The following is a 20,369-nucleotide window of genomic DNA, read 5'->3' as shown; positions in this document are numbered from 1 at the left end:
GGCGGCCACCCTCTCGGGTGACCGCCCTGCGGTTACTGCTCTGGTCCGACTCAGCCGTTGTACGGGCCGTAGTCGTAGTCCTCCAGCGGGACGGCCTGGCCGGAGCCGGTGCCGAAGGGCGAGTAGTCGATGTCGTCGTAGCCGACGGCCGAGTACATCGCCGCCTTGGCCTCTTCGGTGGGCTCGACCCGGATGTTGCGGTAGCGGGCGAGGCCCGTACCGGCCGGGATGAGCTTACCGATGATGACGTTCTCCTTGAGGCCGATGAGGCTGTCGGACTTGGCGTTGATCGCCGCATCCGTCAGGACTCGGGTCGTCTCCTGGAAGGAGGCGGCCGACAGCCAGGATTCCGTCGCCAGCGAGGCCTTGGTGATACCCATCAGCTGCGGACGGCCGGAGGCGGGGTGACCGCCCTCGGTGACCACACGACGGTTCTCGGTCTCGAACTTCGACCGCTCGACCAGCTCGCCCGGCAGGAGCTCCGCGTCGCCGGACTCGATGATCGTCACGCGGCGCAGCATCTGCCGGATGATGATCTCGATGTGCTTGTCGTGGATCGACACGCCCTGCGAGTTGTAGACCTTCTGGACTTCGCCGACCAGGTGGACCTGGACGGCACGCTGGCCGAGGATGCGCAGCACGTCGTGCGGGTTGGTGGCACCCATGGTGAGCTTCTGGCCCACCTCGACGTGCTCGCCCTCGGTCACGATGACCTTGGCGCGCTTCGAGATCGGGAACGCCGTCTCGTCGCTGCCGTCGTCCGGCGTGATGACGATCTTCTTCGTCTTCTCGGTCTCCTCGATCCGCACGCGGCCGGCGGCCTCGGAGATCGGGGCGACACCCTTCGGGGTACGGGCCTCGAAGAGCTCGACGACACGCGGCAGACCCTGCGTGATGTCGTCACCGGCCACACCACCGGTGTGGAAGGTACGCATCGTCAGCTGGGTACCGGGCTCACCGATGGACTGGGCGGCGATGATGCCGACCGCCTCACCGATGTCGACCAGCTTGCCGGTGGCGAGCGAGCGTCCGTAGCAGAAGGCACAGGTGCCGACCGCGGACTCACAGGTCAGGACCGAGCGGGTCTTGACCTCCTCGACGCCGTTGGCGACCAGGGCGTCGATGAGCACGTCACCGAGGTCGACGTTGGCCGGCGCGATGACCTTGCCGTCGATGACGACGTCCTCGGCCAGCATGCGGGCGTAGATCGAGGTCTCGACGTCGTCGGCCTTGCGCAGCACGCCGTCCTCGCCGCGGACGGCGATCTTCAGCTTCAGGCCGCGCTCGGTGCCGCAGTCCTCCTCGCGGATGATCACGTCCTGCGAGACGTCCACCAGACGACGGGTCAGGTAACCCGAGTCGGCGGTACGCAGGGCGGTGTCCGCCAGACCCTTACGGGCACCGTGCGTGGAGATGAAGTACTCCAGAACGGTGAGGCCCTCACGGAAGGACGCCTTGATCGGACGCGGGATGGTCTCGTTCTTCGCGTTCGACACCAGACCACGCATACCGGCGATCTGTCGCATCTGCATCATGTTTCCTCGGGCACCCGAGTCAACCATCATGAAGATGGGGTTCGTCTTGGGGAAGTTCGCGTTCATCGCCTCGGCAACCTCGTTGGTCGCCTTGGTCCAGATCGCGATGAGCTCCTGCGTGCGCTCGTCCTTGGTGATCAGACCGCGCTCGTACTGCTTCTGGACCTTCTCGTCCATCGCCTCGTAGCCCGCGACGATGGCCTTCTTGGCCTCGGGCACGACGACGTCGGAGATGGCCACGGTGACGCCCGAACGGGTCGCCCAGTGGAAGCCGGCCGCCTTCAGGTTGTCGAGCGTCGCCGCCACGATGACCTTGGGGTAGCGCTCCGCCAGGTCGTTGACGATCTCGGAGAGCTGCTTCTTGCCCACCGAGTAGTCGACGAACGGGTAGTCCTCGGGCAGCAGCTCGTTGAAGAGCGCGCGGCCCAGCGAGGTCTTCAGACGGAAGCTGTCGCCCGGCTGGAACTCCTGCTCGCCCTCTTCGGCGACCGGCGCGACCCAGCCGCGCGGCGGGATGGTGCCCACCGGGAAGCGGATGTCGACGGACGACTGCAGCGCGAGCTCGCCGGCGTCGAACGCCATGATCGCCTCGGCCGTGGAGCCGAACGCGCGGCCCTCGCCCTTGGTGTCACGGAGCTCGCCGTCGGTGGTCAGGAAGAACAGACCGAGGACCATGTCCTGGGTCGGCATCGTGACCGGACGGCCGTCGGCCGGCTTGAGGATGTTGTTCGAGGACAGCATCAGGATGCGGGCCTCGGCCTGCGCCTCCGCGGAGAGCGGCAGGTGCACGGCCATCTGGTCACCGTCGAAGTCCGCGTTGAACGCGGTGCAGACGAGCGGGTGGATCTGGATGGCCTTGCCTTCGACCAGCTGGGGCTCGAAGGCCTGGATGCCGAGGCGGTGCAGCGTGGGCGCACGGTTCAGCAGGACCGGGTGCTCGGCGATGACCTCTTCGAGCACGTCGTAGACGACGGTGCGGCCGCGCTCGACCATCCGCTTCGCCGACTTGATGTTCTGCGCGTGGTTCAGGTCGACCAGGCGCTTCATCACGAACGGCTTGAAGAGCTCCAGCGCCATGGCCTTGGGCAGACCGCACTGGTGCAGCTTCAGCTGCGGACCGACGACGATCACGGAACGCGCGGAGTAGTCCACGCGCTTGCCGAGGAGGTTCTGACGGAATCGACCCTGCTTGCCCTTGAGCATGTCGCTCAGGGACTTCAGCGGGCGGTTACCGGGACCGGTGACCGGACGGCCACGACGACCGTTGTCGAACAGCGCGTCGACGGCCTCCTGGAGCATGCGCTTCTCGTTGTTCACGATGATCTCGGGGGCACCGAGGTCGAGAAGGCGCTTCAGACGGTTGTTGCGGTTGATCACGCGGCGGTACAGGTCGTTCAGGTCGGAGGTCGCGAAGCGGCCACCGTCCAGCTGCACCATCGGACGGAGGTCCGGCGGGATCACCGGCACGCAGTCCAGAACCATGCCCTTGGGGCTGTTGCTGGTCTGCAGGAACGCGGAGACGACCTTGAGGCGCTTGAGCGCACGGGTCTTCTTCTGGCCCTTGCCGGTACGGATGATCTCGCGGAGGCGCTCGGCCTCCTCCTCGAGGTCGAAGGACTCCAGGCGCTTCTGCAGCGCCGCGGCACCCATCGAACCGTCGAAGTACGTACCGAAGCGGTCGCGCAGCTCGCGGTAGAGCAGCTCGTCGCCCTCGAGGTCCTGGACCTTGAGGTTCTTGAAGCGGGTCCACACCTCGTCGAGGCGGTCGATCTCGCGCTGGGCGCGGTCACGGAGCTGCTTCATCTCGCGCTCGGCGCCTTCGCGCACCTTGCGGCGCACGTCGGCCTTGGCGCCCTCGGCCTCGAGCTCGGCCAGGTCGGTCTCGAGCTTCTTGGCACGGCCTTCGAGGTCCGCGTCACGGCGGTTCTCGATCTGCTGGCGCTCGACGGAGACGTGGGCCTCCAGCGACGGGAGGTCGCGGGTGCGGCGCTCGTCGTCCACGAACGTGATCATGTACGCGGCGAAGTAGATGACCTTCTCGAGGTCCTTCGGCGCGAGGTCCAGCAGGTAGCCCAGGCGCGACGGGACGCCCTTGAAGTACCAGATGTGGGTAACGGGAGCGGCAAGCTCGATGTGGCCCATCCGCTCACGGCGCACCTTGGCGCGCGTGACCTCGACGCCACAGCGCTCACAGATGATGCCCTTGAAGCGGACACGCTTGTACTTGCCGCAGTAGCACTCCCAGTCCCGGGTCGGACCGAAGATCTTCTCGCAGAAGAGTCCGTCCTTCTCGGGCTTGAGGGTGCGGTAGTTGATGGTCTCCGGCTTCTTGACCTCGCCGTGCGACCAGGTTCGGATGTCGTCCGCGGTGGCAAGGCCGATCCGCAGCTCGTCGAAGAAGTTGACGTCGAGCACTGTGCGTCAATCCCTCTTTCGGGGTCGAGTCTCAATCATGGTCTGAACGGTCCCGGGGATGACGGGGGGCTCTTGAGCGAGCCCCCCGTCAGGCCCGTCAGACCTCTTCGACGCTGCTCGGCTCGCGCCGGGACAGGTCGATACCGAGCTCCTCCGCCGCGCGGAAGACGTCCTCGTCGGTGTCGCGCATCTCGATGGACATGCCGTCCGAGGACAGCACCTCCACGTTGAGGCAGAGCGACTGCATTTCCTTGATGAGCACCTTGAAGGACTCGGGAATGCCCGGCTCGGGGATGTTCTCGCCCTTGACGATGGCCTCGTAGACCTTCACGCGGCCGGTGACGTCGTCGGACTTGATGGTCAGCAGCTCCTGGAGGGCGTAAGCGGCGCCATAAGCCTCGAGCGCCCACACCTCCATCTCACCGAAGCGCTGGCCACCGAACTGCGCCTTACCACCCAGCGGCTGCTGCGTGATCATCGAGTACGGACCGGTCGACCGGGCGTGGAGCTTGTCGTCGACCAGGTGGTGGAGCTTGAGGATGTACATGTACCCGACCGAGATCGGGTCCGGGAACGGCTCGCCGGAGCGGCCGTCGAACAGACGCGCCTTACCGGTCGGGAGCACCATGCGCTCGCCGTCGCGGTTCGGGATGGTGTGCTGCAGCAGACCGGCCAGCTCGTCCTCGCGGGCACCGTCGAACACCGGGGTGGCGACGTTGGTACCGGGAGCGACCTGGTCGGCGCCGATCACCTGGAGGCGCTGCGCCCACTCGTCCGCCAGACCGGAGACGTCCCAGCCGCGGCTGGCGAGCCAGCCGAGGTGGATCTCCAGGACCTGTCCCGGGTTCATTCGGGACGGGACACCCAGCGGGTTCAGGATGATGTCGACCGGCGTGCCGTCTTCAAGGAAGGGCATGTCCTCGATCGGAAGGATCTTGGAGATGACACCCTTGTTGCCGTGGCGGCCGGCGAGCTTGTCACCGTCGGTGATCTTGCGCTTCTGGGCGACGTAGACGCGGACCAGCTGGTTCACGCCCGGAGGAAGCTCGTCGCCCTCCTCGCGGTCGAAGACGCGGACACCGATGACCTTGCCGATCTCACCGTGAGGGACCTTGAGCGAGGTGTCGCGCACCTCGCGGGCCTTCTCACCGAAGATCGCGCGGAGCAGGCGCTCCTCCGGGGTCAGCTCGGTCTCACCCTTGGGCGTGACCTTGCCGACCAGGATGTCGCCGGCGACGACGTCCGCACCGATGCGGATGATGCCGCGCTCGTCGAGGTCCGCGAGGACCTCTTCGGAGACGTTCGGGATGTCCCGGGTGATCTCCTCGGGGCCCAGCTTGGTGTCACGGGCGTCGACCTCGTGCTCCTCGATGTGGATCGAGGAGAGGACGTCGTCCTGCACGAGGCGCTGCGACAGGATGATCGCGTCCTCGTAGTTGTGACCTTCCCAGGGCATGAACGCGACGAGCAGGTTCTTGCCGAGGGCCATCTCGCCCTCTTCGGTGGCCGGGCCGTCGGCGAGGACCTGGGCCTCGACGATCCGGTCGCCCTCGTTGACGATCACCTTCTGGTTGACAGAGGTGCCCTGGTTCGAGCGGGAGAACTTCGACACGCGGTACGTGGTGTACGTGCCGTCGTCGTTGGCGACGGTGATGTAGTCGGCCGAGACCTCCTGGACGACACCGTCCTTCTCCGCCTTGATCGAGTCACCGGCGTCGACCGCACAGCGGTACTCCATGCCGGTACCGACGAGCGGCGCCTCCGCCTTGATGAGCGGAACGGCCTGACGCATCATGTTCGCGCCCATGAGGGCACGGTTGGCGTCGTCGTGCTCGAGGAAGGGGATCATCGCGGTCGCGACGGACACCATCTGGCGCGGCGAGACGTCCATGTAGTCGACGTCGTCACCGGCGATGTAGTCGATCTCGCCGCCACGACGGCGGACCAGTACGCGGTTCTCGGTGAAGCGCATCTCGTCGTTCAGGCGGGCGTTCGCCTGGGCGATGACGAAGCGGTCTTCCTCGTCGGCCGTGAGGTAGTCGACCTCGTCGGTGACGACACCCTCGACGACCTTGCGGTACGGGGTCTCGATGAAACCGAACGGGTTGATCCGGCCGTAGGAGGCGAGCGAGCCGATCAGACCGATGTTCGGGCCTTCGGGGGTCTCGATCGGGCACATGCGGCCGTAGTGCGACGGGTGAACGTCACGGACCTCGAAGCCGGCCCGCTCACGGGACAGACCACCCGGGCCGAGGGCGTTCAGACGACGCTTGTGCGTCAGCCCCGACAGCGGGTTGTTCTGGTCCATGAACTGCGACAGCTGGCTGGTGCCGAAGAACTCCTTGATGGAGGCGACGACCGGCCGGATGTTGATCAGGGTCTGCGGCGTGATCGCCTCGACGTCCTGGGTCGTCATGCGCTCGCGCACGACGCGCTCCATACGGGCGAGACCCGTACGGACCTGGTTCTGGATGAGCTCACCGACGTTGCGGATACGACGGTTGCCGAAGTGGTCGATGTCGTCGGTCTCGACGACGATCTCCCGGCCCGACTCGCCGACCGTCTCGGTCTCCCCGGCGTGCAGCTTCACCAGGTACTTGATCGTCGCGATGATGTCGTCGGTGGTGAGCACACCGGCGTCGAGCGGCTCGTCGGCGCCGAGCTTCTTGTTCACCTTGTAGCGGCCGACCTTGGCGAGGTCGTAGCGCTTCGGGTTGAAGTAGAGGTTCTCGAGCAGCGTCTGAGCGGCCTCGCGGGTCGGCGGTTCGCCCGGGCGCAGCTTGCGGTAGATGTCGAGCAGCGCGTCGTCCTGACCCTGGGTGTGGTCCTTCTCCAGGGTGGCGCGCATGGACTCGTACTCGCCGAACTCCTCGAGGATCTGCTCGGTGGTCCAGCCGAGAGCCTTCAGGAGGACGGTGACGGACTGCTTGCGCTTGCGGTCGATGCGGACACCGACCATGTCGCGCTTGTCGACCTCCATCTCCAGCCAGGCACCCCGAGACGGGATGATCTTGGCGGAGAAGATGTCCTTGTCGGACGTCTTGTCGATGGAGGAGTCGAAGTAGACACCGGGGGAGCGGACAAGCTGCGACACGACGACACGCTCGGTGCCGTTGATGACGAAGGTGCCCTTGTTGGTCATGAGCGGGAAGTCGCCCATGAAGACCGTCTGAGACTTGATCTCTCCGGTCTCGTTGTTCGTGAACTCGGCAGTGACGAACAGCGGAGCCGCGTACGTGAAGTCGCGCTCCTTGCACTCGTCGACAGAGTTCTTCGCCGGCTCGAAACGGTGGTCGCGGAAGGTCAGCGACATCGACCCGGAGAAGTCCTCGATCGGCGAGATCTCCTCGAAGATCTCTTCCAGACCGGACTTGGTGGGGACGTCCTGTCCACTCTCAAGCGCCGACTCGACGCGAGCCTTCCAGGCAGCGTTGCCGAGCAGCCAGTCAAAGCTCTCGGTCTGCAGCGCCAGGAGGTTCGGAACCTCGAGGGGCTCCTTGATCTTTGCAAAGGAGATGCGCAGCGGGGCGGTGCTGGCACCGTTGTTCGTATTGGTCGAGGCGTTGCGCGAGGCGGCCAAGAGGGGGTCCTTCCGAGGGCTCGGACTCACTACGCGCGTACCGGTCCCAGCCGACACAGAAGACAGACCCCTCCTGAACTGGCCGAAAGACCAGGTCAGGGCGTATCAATCAAGTGTGCTCGAGCGTGGGCATGCCCCTGGCGACGGGCAGGGGACAGCTAACAGGCAGCGCAAAGGGTCAGTGTAGCCACTTGGCTCACTGATGTCCAGACCAGGTTTCCGGAAACCGGCAACAGGCCTTCCCCACGTCTCTTCACATCAACAACACTGCGTCCAACTCAACGGCTCCCGCACACAGAGCGCGTATGAGTACTGCCCTCTTCGTAGCCGATCCATACCTCGGATCTCGGATCGGGTCGGATCGCATGGGATCGAGCCGATTCGAGCTGGCGACGGGACTGAGAATTGCGCGCCGCGTCCCGTTCGTCAAGGCCCCCTGCTCCGAGCGGATCATCTCCGGACCCTGCTTCGAGGCAACGATGATCACCCTACTCCCCAACGAGACCAGGGCAAGTCAGGCACTGCCGGTACGCCAAAGGGCGACCACCCTTACGGGTGATCGCCCTTGGTTGAGGCCTCAGGAGGGCCTCAGAGGTGTTACTTGACCTCGACGGCCGCACCGGCGCCCTTGAGGGCCTCGGCGGCCTTCTCGGCGGCGTCCTTGGCGACCTTCTCGAGGACCGGCTTCGGAGCGCCGTCCACGAGGTCCTTGGCCTCCTTCAGACCCAGGGAGGTCAGCTCGCGCACGACCTTGATGACCTGGATCTTCTTGTCGCCGGCACCGGTGAGGATGACGTCGAACTCGTCCTTCTCGTCCTCGGCCTCGGCAACGGCGCCCGGGCCGGCCGGACCGGCAACGGCGACGGCCGCGGCGGCGGTGACGTCGAACTTCTCCTCGAAGGCCTTCACGAACTCGGAGAGCTCGATGAGGGTCATCTCCTCGAACTGGGCGAGGAGGTCGTCCTGAGAGAGCTTCGCCATGATGGGCGATCCTTCCACTAATTCGGCAGGTGCCGGATGTATAGAGAGGCGGGCGTAACGGCCCGCTACGACCCGCGCGCTAGGCGGCGCGGATCAGTGCGCGAGCCGAATTACTCGGCACCGCCCTGCTCGGCGAGCTTGACGCGAAGCGCTTCCGCGGTGCGGACGAACTTCGACGGCAGCGCCTGGAAGAGCGAGGCAGCCTGAGACTGCTTGCCCTTGAACGCGCCGGCCAGCTTGCTGAGCAGAACCTCGCGGGACTCGAGGTCCGCAAGCTTCTTGATCTCATCGGCGGTGAGCGCCTTGCCATCAAGGACACCCGCCTTGATGATGAGATTCGGGTTTTCCTTGGCGAAGTCACGCAGGCTCTTCGCCGACTCCACCGGGTCACCGGTGATGAAGGCGACCGCGGTCGGACCAGCGAAGTGCTCGTCCAGCGCGGTGATCCCGGCCTGGTTGGCCGCAATCTTGGTCAGCGTGTTCTTCACCACGGCGTACTGGGCGTTCTCACCGAGCGAACGACGCAGCGTCTTGAGCTGCGCAACGGTGAGACCCCGGTACTCGGTCAGCACGGCGGCGTTCGAGCTCTGGAACTGGTCCGTGAGCTCGGCTACCGCGGCAGCCTTGTCGGGCCTTGCCATAGAGCGTCGGCCTCCTTCCGGGTGATGAGGACCGCTCAGAAGGGGCTGAACAAAACGAAACGCCCCGGCGCAAGCGCACGGGGCGTAAGCTCGACCGAATCACTCCGGGAGCTTCTCCACGAACACCTGCGCAGGACGTCCGCGTCAGCGGATCCTTCGGCCACCGCCCCCTTGCGGGCACGGCAACGACCAGCGGTCTTTGGCTTCTGGGGAAGCGTACGTGAAGCGGTCGACCCAAGGCAAATCGCCCCTGAGGGGCACCCCGGGAGGGCTCGGAATCGCTTCGGGCCAGCGGGTCAGGAACGCTTCAGGCCGCCCAGTCCGGCGTCCTTGAGCGTCTGGTCGGCCTCGTCCAGCTTCCGCTGGCTGTCCTTGAGGCTCTCGTCGATGCCCTTCATGACCTCGTCGAAGTCGGCCACCTGGTCCGCGGGCGGTGCGACGACCGGCTGGGCCGTGCCGTAGCCGGAGAACTTCGCCGACACCTTCGTGGTGCCGTTGTCGATCGTCCGCACGGTGTCGACGCGGACGGGGTAGCCGTCGTTGCCGATCCACAAGTCCACTTCGAGGCTCGTGACGTCCTTCACCGCCTCGCGGAGGTACTGCCGGTTCGCCTCCTCCATCACCTTGGTGGTCTCGTCCGCCTTGAGGAGGTCCGCCTGGGTGAAGCTGCCCTTGAAGTGCCGGGCCTCGACGCCGTCGGGCTGCTCCGTGCCGACGAGCGTGAGCTTGTCCTGGCCCAGGAGCAGCGCGAGGTACTCGGCCGGGTCGTCGTTGAGGCGGTAGCGGGGCTTGCCGTCCTTGTTGAGGTTCATCTTCATCCAGGACTTGCCCTGCACGGGCTTGTCGCTGTGGGTGTAGATGTCGTCGCCGATCAGGATCTGATCGCCCGCGCCCCCGGTCTGGTCCTTGATGCCGGTGGCGGCCGGGTACCAGCCCTTCGTCCCCGTGATCTGCTCCGTCTTGCCGTCGCTGCCGGTGACGGACATGTCCATCGTGGCGAACTTGGCCGGCACGGTCTTCAGGTACGAGTCCTTCACCACCTCCACGGGCGTCGGCGCCTTGGCCCCCGTGGCCTTGCCGTCACCCGCACCGGCCGTGTCGCCCCCGCAGGCCGTGAGACCGCCCGCGAGCAGTGCGGCCCCCGCCGCTGCGACACCGGCCCGGGTCAGGACAGCCTTGTTCATTCGTTCTCCCCCATGTGCGTGTTTCCGTACTGCTGTGCCGCGGCGCCGGTCAGGCGGTGCCCTCGCCCGATTCCTTCAGCATCTCGGCCAGGTCGATGACCTGGTCGGCCGGCGGGGCGGCGATCTCGACCGGCTTGTTGACGTCCAGGAACTTGATGGTGATGTCCATCGGGCCGGAGGTGCCGGCGCCCCGGGTGCGGATCTGCTTGGCCTGGCCGGCCTCGTCGATCCAGATGTCCATGGTCAGGCTCTTGATGCCCTCGGACTCGAGCGCCTTGACGTTCTTCTCCTGGCGCTCCTTGGACTCGGGCGCGGAGGCGGCGCTGGCGGCCCGGAGCTCGTCGAGCGTCACGGTGCCGGCGAGGTGCGTCGTCTTCTGGCCGTCGAGGGTCTCCTCGCCGACCGTCTTGAGGTCCTTCGAGGTGCTCAGGCTCTCGGCCGCGTCGCCCGGGTTCTGGCCCTGCTGGGCCGTGCCGAGCGAGTCCAGCTGCTTGGCCTGGTCCGGGGCCAGGGTCTTGAGGTCGAACTTCAGGTATTTGCCCTCGGAGCCCATGTACATGGCACCGTCGATCAGGCGGATCTCGGCCTTCTCCCCCGGCTTCTCGGGCGAGTCCAGGGTCATCGCCATGGCCACGGTCGGCTTGAGCCGCATGGAGACCTCGCCGTTGACCTTCTCCCCCGCGGCGTCGCCGGTCATGGCGTACCGGAGCGAGGTGATCTCCTGCGACTTCTGCTTCGTCTTCTGCAGGAAGGCGGCCGGCTGGACCTCCGCCGGCTTCTCCGCGGCCTTGGAGGGGCTGGATGCGGCTCCGGTGTCCTTCTTGCCTTCCTCGCACGCCGTGGCGCCGCCGGCGAGCAGGACGGCGGCCAGGACGGCCCCCACGGTTCTCTTGCGGTACACGTTCATTCGTTCCCCCTGGTGATGACGTTCTCGTCAGGAGCGACAGTACGTCGGACGACTGACAGTAATCGCACAGGGTTCGCACAGCACACGAAAAACGGGCCCCCCGCCCACCCGTGAAGGGAGGCGAGGGGCCCGTTCAGCCACTCGGTGAGCCGTCAGGCTCAGACAGCAGCCGGGTCTTCCTCGACGAGGAGGTTCCGGGTGCGGTTCGGGTCCAGCTGGATGCCGGGGCCCATGGTGGTGCTCAGGGCGGCCTTCTTGATGTAGCGGCCCTTCGCGGCGGACGGCTTCAGACGCAGGATCTCGTCCAGAGCGGCGCCGTAGTTCTCGACCAGCTTGTCATCGGAGAAGGAGACCTTGCCGATGATGAAGTGCAGGTTCGAGTGCTTGTCGACGCGGAACTCGATCTTGCCACCCTTGATCTCGGTGACAGCCTTGGCGACGTCCATGGTGACGGTGCCGGTCTTCGGGTTCGGCATCAGGCCACGGGGACCGAGCACGCGGCCGAGGCGGCCGACCTTGCCCATGAGGTCCGGAGTGGCGACAACCGCGTCGAACTCGTTCAGGCGGTTGCCCTTGGCGATCTCGTTGATCAGCTCGTCGTCGCCGACGATGTCGGCGCCGGCGGCTTCCGCGGCCGCAGCACGGTCACCGGTCGCGAAGACCAGGACCCGGGCGGTCTTACCGGTGCCGTGCGGGAGGTTCACGGTGCCGCGGACCATCTGGTCGGCCTTGCGCGGGTCAACGCCCAGGCGGAAGGCGACCTCGACGGTACCGTCGAACTTGGTCGTGGAGGTCTCCTTGGCGAGACGGACGGCCTCGAGCGGGGCGTACAGCTTCTCCCGGTCGACCTTGGCGTCCGCAGCGCGGAGAGTCTTGCTGCGCTTCACTTCTGCTCCTGTGTTGTGTCTTCAGGCGTGGAGTCGTGGTGCGGACCAGCGCTTGGTCCTACCACTGGTGGTGCTGGAGGGGGCTGGATCAGCCTTCGACGGTGATGCCCATCGAACGCGCGGTGCCGGAAATGATCTTCACGGCGGCGTCGATGTCGTTGGCGTTCAGGTCGGGCATCTTCAGCTCGGCGATCTCCTTGACCTGGGCAGCCGTGAGCTTGGCGACCTTGGTCTTGTGGGGCTCGCCGGAGCCCTTCTCCACGCCCGCGTGCTTCAGGATGAGGCGCGCGGCCGGCGGAGTCTTGGTGATGAAGGTGAAGGAGCGGTCCTCGTAGACCGTGATCTCCACCGGCACGACCATGCCACGCTGCGACTCGGTCGCGGCGTTGTAGGCCTTGCAGAACTCCATGATGTTGACGCCGTGCTGACCGAGCGCGGGGCCGACCGGCGGAGCCGGGTTGGCCGCACCGGCCTTGATCTGGAGCTTGATAAGCCCCGTGACCTTCTTCTTCTTGGGAGGCATTGCTCTCTCCGGGTCCTAGTGAGAGTTTTCAGCCGCCGATCCGGTCATCCGGATGGAGGCATACCGCACCACGATAACGGGTATCGGTGCGGGGCTAAAAACCGAGCAGGTCAGACCGCCCTTTGCGGGGCGATCTGACCTGTCCGGAAGCTTTCGCGCAGAAGATCAGTTCTTCTGGATCTGGTCGAAGCTGAGCTCGACCGGGGTCTCGCGGCCGAAGATCTCGACGAGGCCCTTGACCTTCTTCGAGTCCGGGTTGATCTCGTTGATCGTCGCCTGGAGCGTGGCGAACGGACCGTCGGTGACGGTGACCGAGTCGCCGACCTCGAAGTCCAGGACCTCGATGGTGCGCTTGACGGCGGGCGCGGGCAGGCCGGCCTCTTCCGCGGCGGCCTTGGCGGCCTTCTCCTGCGCCTCCGGGGCGAGCATCTTGACGATCTCGTCCAGGGTCAGCGGGTACGGGTCGTACGCGTTGCCGACGAAGCCGGTGACACCAGGCGTGTTGCGGACGACGCCCCAGGACTCGTTCGTCAGATCCATGCGGACGAGAACGTAACCGGGCAGCTTGTTCTGCCGGACGTTCTTGCGCTCGCCGTTCTTGATCTGGACGATCTCTTCCTCGGGCACCTCGGCCTGGTAGATGAACTCCTCGACGTTCAGCGAGACGGCGCGCTGCTCCAGGTTGGCCTTCACGCGCTTCTCGTAGCCGGCGTAGGTGTGGATCACGTACCACTCGCCGGGCAGGAGGCGCAGCTCGTCGCGCAGGGCCTGGATGGGGTCGACGGGCTCGGCTTCCTCGGCGGCCTCTTCGGCCTCCTCGCCGGCCTCGGCCTCGACCTCGGCCTCTTCCCCGGCGTCGTCGGCAGCCGCCTCGACCTCGGCGTCGTCCTCGATCTCGGCGTCGACCTCGTCCTCATCCTGGACGTGCAGCGCGGCCTCTTCGGCGGCGCCACCCGCGTCAACGTCGGCGAGCTCGGCCTCGTCGGGGTCCACAGCGTCTGCCGCCTCGACGATGTCGAGCTCGTCCTCGACGGACTCGACGGAGTCGTGGCTCGCGTTCAGGTTCGGGTCAGACACGGTGGCTGCTTCTTCCTGGATACAAAAGGTGGTGGAACATGCGAAAACGGGCGGCACCCATCAAGGCGCCGCCCTCCGCGGGGATCAGCCGAAGACGAACTTGATGGCTTCCTGGAACCCATAGTCAATCACGGTCACCAGACCGATCATGATGACCACGAAGACAATCACCACGGTGGTGTACGTCGTGAGCTGGTTGCGAGTGGGCCAAACGACCTTGCGGAGTTCCGCGACAATCTGGCGGTAGAACAGCGCGAGCCGGCCCAGAGGACCCTTCTTGCCGCGCTTGCCGCCCTTGCGGGCCTTCTTCTCGCGGGTCTCGTCCTCGGCGTCAGGCATGTCGATGGAGCCCAGGGCGTCCGTCACGTCTCTCACCTGAATCCGGGTCGTGGCCGTACCGCGCCCGGTTGCGCCGCACGGCGTTGCATCAAAGTACGTACCTGCGCACACACATCCGAGAAGGAGTGTGGAGCAGGGCCGGAGGGACTCGAACCCCCAACCGCTGGTTTTGGAGACCAGTGCTCTACCAATTGAGCTACGACCCTTTGCGTCCCCCAACCTACCGCATCCGAGCGAGTGCACGGAGTGCTCACGCTTTGGGCCGGTCGGCGAGGGCCAACGACAGGTGAGTGTACGTGAACCGCGCCCTGACGTCGAACAGGACCCCGCCCGCACACCGTCGAGGCGACCCGGTGCCGTCCCGCGGTCCGGTGACTGAAACGTTGTGCGGCACCTGTTTGCCGTCTGGGACGATTGCTCGCATGACCTCTGCAACGCCTTCTTCCGAGCGCCGGGTGTCCGCCCGTATCGGCGCCATTTCCGAGTCCGCCACCCTCGCCGTGGACGCCAAGGCCAAGGCCCTCAAGGCCGCCGGGCGCCCGGTGATCGGCTTCGGCGCGGGCGAGCCCGACTTCCCGACCCCGGACTACATCGTCGAGGCGGCGGTCGAGGCCTGCCGCACCCCCAAGTACCACCGCTACACGCCGGCCGGCGGTCTGCCCGAGCTCAAGGCCGCGATCGCCGCCAAGACCCTGCGCGACTCCGGCTACGAGGTCGACGCGTCGCAGGTGCTGGTGACCAACGGCGGCAAGCAGGCGATCTACGAGGCCTTCGCGGCGATCCTGGACCCGGGCGACGAGGTCATCGTCCCGGCTCCGTACTGGACCACCTACCCGGAGTCCATCCGTCTCGCCGGCGGTGTCCCGGTCGAGGTCGTCGCCGACGAGACCACCGGCTACCGGGTCTCCGTCGAGCAGCTGGAGGCCGCGCGCACCGAGCGCACCAAGGTCGTCCTGTTCGTCTCCCCGTCGAACCCGACCGGCGCCGTCTACAGCGAGGCCGACGCCGAGGCGATCGGCCGCTGGGCCGCCGAGAAGGGCCTGTGGGTCCTGACCGACGAGATCTACGAGCACCTCGTGTACGGCGACGCGAAGTTCGTCTCGCTCCCGGCGATCGTCCCCGAGCTGGCCGACCGCTGCATCGTCGTCAACGGCGTCGCGAAGACGTACGCGATGACCGGCTGGCGGGTGGGCTGGATCATCGGCCCCAAGGACGTGGTCAAGGCCGCGACCAACCTCCAGTCGCACGCCACCTCCAACGTCTCCAACGTGGCCCAGGTCGCGGCGCTGGCCGCCGTCTCCGGCAACCTGGACGCGGTCCACGAGATGCGCACCGCCTTCGACCGGCGGCGCCAGACGATCGTGCGGATGCTGAACGAGATCGAGGGCGTCGTCTGCCCGACCCCCGAAGGCGCGTTCTACGCGTACCCGTCGGTCAAGCAGCTCCTCGGCAAGGAGATCCGCGGCAAGCGCCCGCAGACCTCCGTCGAGCTCGCCGCCCTGATCCTGGACGAGGTCGAGGTCGCGGTCGTCCCCGGCGAGGCCTTCGGCACCCCGGGCTACCTGCGCCTGTCCTACGCCCTGGGCGACGAGGACCTGGTCGAGGGCATCTCCCGAGTCCAGAAGCTCCTGGCAGAGGCCAAGGCCTAGGCCTGACGACGCCGGCGGGGCCGGGATCGCCGAGGGCGGTCCCGGCCCCGCCGCTACGCGTGAGCGGGGCCCGGTGGTGAAGCCGCACCCCGCTCACGCGTACGGGCAAGCCCCCGAAAGGTAAAACCCCCTCCCGCCGAGCGCGGCGGTACGGCAGGATCACCAGATGGAGCAAGCACGCGATCTCACGCTTCTGCCGAAGGCACACCTGCACCTGCACTTCACCGGCTCGATGCGCCCATCGACCCTCCTGGAGCTCGCCGACAAGTACGGCGTCCGGCTCCCGGACGCCCTGACCGCCGGCGAGCCGCCCAAACTCCGTGCCACCGACGAGCGCGGCTGGTTCCGCTTCCAGCGGCTCTACGACGCAGCCCGGTCCTGTCTGCGCGAGCCCGACGACATCCGCCGCCTGGTCCGCGAGGCGGCGGAGGAGGACGTACGGGACGGCAGCGGCTGGCTGGAGATCCAGGTGGATCCCACCTCCTACGCCCCGCTCCTCGGCGGGATGATCCCGGCCGTCGAGATCATCCTCGACGCCGTCGACACCGCGTCCCGCGAGACGGGGCTCGGGATGCGCGTCCTCATCGCCGCGAACCGCATGAAGCACCCGCTCGACGCACGGACCCTCGCCCGGCTCGCCGTCCGCTACGCCGACCGCGGAATCGTCGGCTTCGGCCTGTCCAATGACGAGCGCCGCGGCATGGCCCGCGACTTCGACCGGGCCTTCGCCATCGCCCGGGAGGGCGGCCTGCTGGCCGCCCCGCACGGCGGCGAGCTGACCGGCCCGTCCTCCGTGCGCGACTGCCTCGACGATCTGCACGCCTCCCGCATCGGGCACGGCGTCCGGGCGGCGGAGGATCCGCGCCTGCTCAAGCGGCTCGCCGACCGGCAGATCACCTGCGAGGTGTGCCCGGCCTCCAACGTGGCCCTGGGGGTCTACGAGCGGCCCGAGGACGTCCCGCTGCGCACCCTCTTCGAGGCCGGGGTGCCGATGGCGCTGGGCGCCGACGACCCGCTGCTGTTCGGATCCCGGCTGGCCGCGCAGTACGAGATCGCCCGCCGCCACCACGCGTTCACGGACCCGGAGCTGGCCGAGCTGGCCCGGCAGTCGGTGCGCGGTTCGGCCGCGCCCGCCGACGTACAGGAGAAGCTGCTCGCCGGGATCGACCACTGGCTCACCGGGTGAGCCGCAGGTCCCCCTCGTAACAGTCGGCCCGCACCCGGTGCCCGCCCTGGAAGCCGATCTCCAGGTGGGTGCGGCCCTGCTCGGGCAGCGCGAACTCGGCGACCGAGGCGACGGTCTCGCCGAGGTGCCGCAGGAAGGGGTGGTCGCCGAGGTCCTCGCCGACCTCGATGCGGCCCCATTCCCCCATGTCGTACGGCTCGTGCGGCGCCGCGGACTCGACGATGAGGCACTGGTCGGACCCCGTGGTGATGCGGATGCAGTCGCCGAGGCTGTCGATCAGCCAGACGTCGAGGGGCGCCTCGGAGCGTTCGCCGTCGCTGATGTGCCAGGACGCGACGACTCTGCTGAGCGTGCGGCCCACGAGGCGGGTGGGGTCCGTACCGGCCCCGTGCAGCGGACAGAGCATGGGCGGCCGGGACTCCTCAGATGCTGACGCCGACCGTCACCGGCTCGTTGACCAGGGTGACGCCGAAGGCCGCGTGGACGCCCGCGACGACCTCGCGGGCCAGGGCGAGGAGGTCCTCGGTGGTGGCCTCGCCGCGGTTGGTGAGCGCGAGGGTGTGCTTGGTGGAGATCCGCGCGGGGCCGGCGCCGTAGCCCTTGGTGAAGCCGGCCTTGTCGATCAGCCAGGCCGCGCTGGTCTTCGTACGGCCCTCGCCGGCGGGGTAGGCGGGCGGGGCGGTGTCGGGGCCGAGGCGGTCCTGGGCGCGGGCGAGGAAGGCGGCGTAGGCCTCGTCGGTCAGGATCGGGTTGTGGAAGAAGGAGCCTGCCGACCAGGTGTCGTGGTCGGCCGGGTCGAGGACCATGCCCTTGCCGGCGCGCAGCCGCAGCACGGTCTCGCGGACGGTGGCGGCGGGGACCCGGTCGCCGGCCCCGACGCCGAGGGCGCGGGCGGTCTCGGGGTACTTGACCGGCGCGGAGAGACCGCCGGCGTCCTCCAGGGCGAAGCGCACGCGCAGGACGACGTACCGCTCGGGCTGGTGCTTGAAGAGGCTGTCGCGGTACGAGAACGCGCACTCGGCGGCGGTCAGCGTGACCGTCTCGCGGCGGGTGCGGTCGTAGGCGACGACCTCGGTGATGGTGTCGCAGACCTCCTGGCCGTACGCCCCGACGTTCTGGATCGGGGTCGCGCCGGCCGAGCCGGGGATTCCGGCGAGGCACTCGATGCCCGCGAGACCGGCCTCGACGGCGCGGGCGACGGCCTCGCTCCAGTTCTCGCCGGCGGCGAGCTCCAGGGTGGTGCCCGTCAGGGTGAAGCCGGTGGTCGCGATGCGCAGGGCGGTGCCGTCGAACCCCTGGTCGCCGATGACCAGATTGCTGCCGCCGCCGATGATCAGGAGCGGGGTTCCGCTCTCGTCCGCGGCTCGGACGACGGCGACCACCTCGTCGTCGGTGGTCGCGGTGACCAGACGGGCGGCGGGGCCACCGAGGCGGAAGGTGGTCAGCGGGGCGAGGGGGGCGTCGTGGAGTTCCTGCACGTGGACAAGAGTACGGTCCGTGCCCCTCGCGTCCCGGCGGGGCCACGGACCGTGACTCAGTAGGCGGTGCGCTGCTCGGCCAGACGGCGCTCCGCCTCGGCCCAGCCGATGGGGAGCTCGCGGGCCCGTACGGTCCAGAAGGTGAAGGCGGATTCCTTCATGAAGGCGGCGGCCGCCCGGGAGCTGGAGCGGTGCGGCTCGCTGCGGGCGAACCGGTGGAGCGCCTCGCGGTCCTCCCAGGCGGAGAGGGTGAGGAAGGTGCGGCCGAAGACGCGGGCCCGGAGGGCGACGCCGTGCGCGCCGGGGGCCTTGCGGATCTGGCCGATGATGCCGGGGGCCTTGAGGAGGAAGCGGAGGGCTCCGGCGAGGGTGGCGGTCTCGAAGCGGGAGGCCATCACGTAGACCTCGGCGTCGGGGGCCGCCCGGGTGGGGGTCGACCAGGGGATGTCGGGCATGGCGGTCACTCCTTCTGGCTCTGGGGCGGGTGTGGGACGGGTCAGCGGGCTGCGGGGACCTTGGCGTGCTCCGGCGTCGCGGGGGCGTCGGCGGCAGCGCCGGAGTGCTTTTGCCGGCCGGGGAGCAGCAGGGCGAACGCGGCGGCCAGGGCGACCGCGACGGCGCCGATCCACAGGGCGGGGACGGTGCCGTCGGTGAAGGCCTGCGGGGACTCGTAGCCGCCCTGGGCGGCGAAGACCGAGGCGAGGACGGCCACGCCGAGGGCTCCGCCAACCTCGCGCAGGGCGGTGTTGGTGCCCGACGCCTTGCCCTGGTCGGCGGTGGTGACGGTGGACATCAGGACGTTGGAGGCGGGGGCGAAGTACATCCCCATGCCGATGCCGCTGATGATCAGCGCCGGAAGCTGGGCGGCGTACGAGACGTCCGCGCTCAGGATCGTCGCGAACCAGCCGAGTCCGAGGGCCTGGAGCGCGAGCCCGGTGGCGATGACGGGGCGGCCGCCGATCCGGTCGGAGAGGATCCCCGAGATCGGCGCGACGATCATCGGCATGCCGGTCCAGGGGAGCATGCGCAGGCCCGCCTCGGTGGGCGAGTAGCCGGCGACGCCCTGGAGGAACTGGCTGAGCAGGAAGATCGAGCCGAACATGCCGAGGAACATCAGCAGGCTGGCCGCGTTGATCCCCAGGAAGCCCCGGCTCCGGAAGAGCCGCATGGGGAGCATCGGGTTCGTGCTGCGGATGCCGTGGTGGACGAAGCCGCCGACGAGCGCGGTTCCGGCGATCAGGCCGATGAGCACGGGGGCGCTGGTCCAGCCCTCGGCATTGGCGTTGACCAGGGCGTAGACGATGCCGAAGAGGCCGCCGCTGATGAGCAGGGTGCCGGGGAGGTCGAGGCGCGAGCCGGGGGCGGTGGACTCGGCGAGGCGCAGGCGGGCGAGCGGGATCAGGGCCAGGCCTATGGGCACGTTCAGCCAGAAGATCCACTGCCAGGAGATGTGCTCGGTGAGGCTGCCGCCGATGAGGGGGCCGCTGGCGACGGCGAGGCCGGTGACGGCTCCGTAGATGCCGAGGGCCATGCCGCGGCGGGCGGCGGGGACCGCGGCGGTGAGGAGGGTCAGGGTGAGCGGCATCATGATCGCGGCGCCGACGCCCTGGACGGCGCGGGCGGCGATGAGCGCGTCGATGCCGGGCGAGAGGGCGGCCGCACCGGAGGCGCCGGTGAATATCGCGAGGCCGATGACGAACAGCCGGCGGCGCCCGAACCGGTCGCCGAGGGCGGCGCCGAACATGAGGAGGACGGCGAAGGTGAGCGTGTAGGCGTTCACCGTCCACTCCAGGTCCTCGAGCCGGCCGCCGAGGTCCTCGCGGATGGCGGGGAGGGCGGTGGTGACGACGAGGTTGTCGAGGGCGGCCATGAAGCTGGCGACGCCGGTCAGTACGAGGGCCCAGACGGCGGGCCCGCGGAGCTTGGTGTCCTTGTCTTGCGTGTTCACGATTCCCCCTGAGGGTTGTTAGTTATCGCTGACTAACTT

At 68.0% G+C, this 20,369-nt stretch carries 16 protein-coding genes and 1 tRNA gene; 2 read left to right on the top strand and 15 right to left on the bottom strand.

The annotated features are described in order from the left end of the window. Positions 1-50: 50 nt before the first annotated feature. The 11 genes from ACTVZO_RS24940 to ACTVZO_RS24890 form a co-directional block, all read right to left on the bottom strand. Positions 51-3,950 (bottom strand): DNA-directed RNA polymerase subunit beta', encoded by a 3,900-nt coding sequence (locus ACTVZO_RS24940; RefSeq protein ID WP_443300495.1) that lies wholly within the window; start codon positions 3,948-3,950, stop codon positions 51-53. 97 nt (positions 3,951-4,047) lie between these two features. Next, complete coding sequence (gene rpoB, locus ACTVZO_RS24935) at positions 4,048-7,530, bottom strand: DNA-directed RNA polymerase subunit beta (RefSeq protein WP_443300494.1); 3,483 nt, start codon at positions 7,528-7,530, stop codon at positions 4,048-4,050. A 597-nt stretch (positions 7,531-8,127) separates the two neighbouring features. Then, positions 8,128-8,511, bottom strand: a complete 384-nt coding sequence (gene rplL, locus ACTVZO_RS24930; RefSeq protein ID WP_443300493.1) for a 50S ribosomal protein L7/L12 — start codon at positions 8,509-8,511, stop codon at positions 8,128-8,130. 110 nt (positions 8,512-8,621) lie between these two features. Beyond that, positions 8,622-9,152, bottom strand: coding sequence for a 50S ribosomal protein L10 (rplJ, locus tag ACTVZO_RS24925; RefSeq protein WP_215144029.1), 531 nt, complete (start codon positions 9,150-9,152; stop codon positions 8,622-8,624). A 296-nt stretch (positions 9,153-9,448) separates the two neighbouring features. Then, positions 9,449-10,336 carry a hypothetical protein gene (locus ACTVZO_RS24920; RefSeq protein WP_443300492.1) on the bottom strand — a complete coding sequence of 296 codons (888 nt, stop codon included), beginning with the start codon at positions 10,334-10,336 and terminating at the stop codon, positions 9,449-9,451. A 49-nt stretch (positions 10,337-10,385) separates the two neighbouring features. After that, complete coding sequence (locus tag ACTVZO_RS24915; RefSeq protein WP_443300491.1) at positions 10,386-11,237, bottom strand: LppX_LprAFG lipoprotein; 852 nt, start codon at positions 11,235-11,237, stop codon at positions 10,386-10,388. 164 nt (positions 11,238-11,401) lie between these two features. Beyond that, positions 11,402-12,130, bottom strand: coding sequence for a 50S ribosomal protein L1 (gene rplA / locus ACTVZO_RS24910; protein WP_030388881.1), 729 nt, complete (start codon positions 12,128-12,130; stop codon positions 11,402-11,404). A gap of 88 nt (positions 12,131-12,218) precedes the next feature. Beyond that, positions 12,219-12,653: a 50S ribosomal protein L11 gene (rplK, locus tag ACTVZO_RS24905; RefSeq protein ID WP_069921505.1), complete on the bottom strand. Its 435-nt coding sequence runs from the start codon at positions 12,651-12,653 to the stop codon at positions 12,219-12,221. Between the two features lie 165 nt (positions 12,654-12,818). Next, positions 12,819-13,730 carry a transcription termination/antitermination protein NusG gene (gene nusG / locus ACTVZO_RS24900; protein WP_443300490.1) on the bottom strand — a complete coding sequence of 304 codons (912 nt, stop codon included), beginning with the start codon at positions 13,728-13,730 and terminating at the stop codon, positions 12,819-12,821. A gap of 84 nt (positions 13,731-13,814) precedes the next feature. Continuing rightward, complete coding sequence (gene secE / locus ACTVZO_RS24895; protein ID WP_030825982.1) at positions 13,815-14,096, bottom strand: preprotein translocase subunit SecE; 282 nt, start codon at positions 14,094-14,096, stop codon at positions 13,815-13,817. Between the two features lie 106 nt (positions 14,097-14,202). Further along, a tRNA-Trp gene (locus tag ACTVZO_RS24890) sits at positions 14,203-14,275 on the bottom strand. A gap of 216 nt (positions 14,276-14,491) precedes the next feature. Between ACTVZO_RS24890 and ACTVZO_RS24885 the strand changes: the two genes are divergently transcribed. Then, positions 14,492-15,718, top strand: coding sequence for a pyridoxal phosphate-dependent aminotransferase (locus tag ACTVZO_RS24885; RefSeq protein WP_443300489.1), 1,227 nt, complete (start codon positions 14,492-14,494; stop codon positions 15,716-15,718). Between the two features lie 166 nt (positions 15,719-15,884). Further along, a complete protein-coding gene (locus ACTVZO_RS24880) occupies positions 15,885-16,904 on the top strand; it encodes an adenosine deaminase (RefSeq protein WP_443300488.1) in 1,020 nt (339 codons plus the stop codon). Here ACTVZO_RS24880 and ACTVZO_RS24875 read toward each other — a convergent pair. Genes ACTVZO_RS24875 through ACTVZO_RS24860 form a run of 4 tightly spaced genes read right to left on the bottom strand, consistent with a single transcriptional unit; the run spans position 16,894 to position 20,330 of the window. Further along, a complete protein-coding gene (locus tag ACTVZO_RS24875; protein ID WP_443300487.1) occupies positions 16,894-17,310 on the bottom strand; it encodes a hypothetical protein in 417 nt (138 codons plus the stop codon). The two genes, ACTVZO_RS24880 and ACTVZO_RS24875, sit on opposite strands and share 11 nt — an antisense overlap. Positions 17,311-17,326: 16 nt before the next feature. After that, positions 17,327-18,442 (bottom strand): UDP-N-acetylmuramate dehydrogenase, encoded by a 1,116-nt coding sequence (locus ACTVZO_RS24870; RefSeq protein WP_443303259.1) that lies wholly within the window; start codon positions 18,440-18,442, stop codon positions 17,327-17,329. Then, on the bottom strand, positions 18,439-18,837 hold the full coding sequence (locus ACTVZO_RS24865; protein WP_443300486.1) for a DUF3291 domain-containing protein: 399 nt from the start codon (positions 18,835-18,837) through the stop codon (positions 18,439-18,441). The genes ACTVZO_RS24870 and ACTVZO_RS24865 overlap by 4 nt, the downstream gene beginning before the upstream one ends. A 41-nt stretch (positions 18,838-18,878) precedes the next feature. Beyond that, positions 18,879-20,330 carry an MFS transporter gene (locus ACTVZO_RS24860; RefSeq protein WP_443300485.1) on the bottom strand — a complete coding sequence of 484 codons (1,452 nt, stop codon included), beginning with the start codon at positions 20,328-20,330 and terminating at the stop codon, positions 18,879-18,881. Positions 20,331-20,369: the final 39 nt, after the last annotated feature.

The organism is Streptomyces sp. IBSNAI002 (assembly GCF_052244475.1).
Lineage (GTDB): Bacteria > Actinomycetota > Actinomycetes > Streptomycetales > Streptomycetaceae > Streptomyces.
This window is presented reverse-complemented; position numbering and strand designations above follow the sequence as displayed.

Coding starts and splice junctions, on each gene's coding strand:
- rplJ (WP_215144029.1), bottom strand. CDS start 9,152: ATGGCAAGGCCCGACAAGGCTGCCGCGGTAGCCGAGCTCACGGACCAG.
- ACTVZO_RS24920 (WP_443300492.1), bottom strand. CDS start 10,336: ATGAACAAGGCTGTCCTGACCCGGGCCGGTGTCGCAGCGGCGGGGGCC.
- ACTVZO_RS24885 (WP_443300489.1), top strand. CDS start 14,492: ATGACCTCTGCAACGCCTTCTTCCGAGCGCCGGGTGTCCGCCCGTATC.
- ACTVZO_RS24875 (WP_443300487.1), bottom strand. CDS start 17,310: ATGCTCTGTCCGCTGCACGGGGCCGGTACGGACCCCACCCGCCTCGTG.
- rplK (WP_069921505.1), bottom strand. CDS start 12,653: ATGCCTCCCAAGAAGAAGAAGGTCACGGGGCTTATCAAGCTCCAGATC.
- ACTVZO_RS24865 (WP_443300486.1), bottom strand. CDS start 18,837: ATGCCCGACATCCCCTGGTCGACCCCCACCCGGGCGGCCCCCGACGCC.
- ACTVZO_RS24880 (WP_443300488.1), top strand. CDS start 15,885: ATGGAGCAAGCACGCGATCTCACGCTTCTGCCGAAGGCACACCTGCAC.
- rplL (WP_443300493.1), bottom strand. CDS start 8,511: ATGGCGAAGCTCTCTCAGGACGACCTCCTCGCCCAGTTCGAGGAGATG.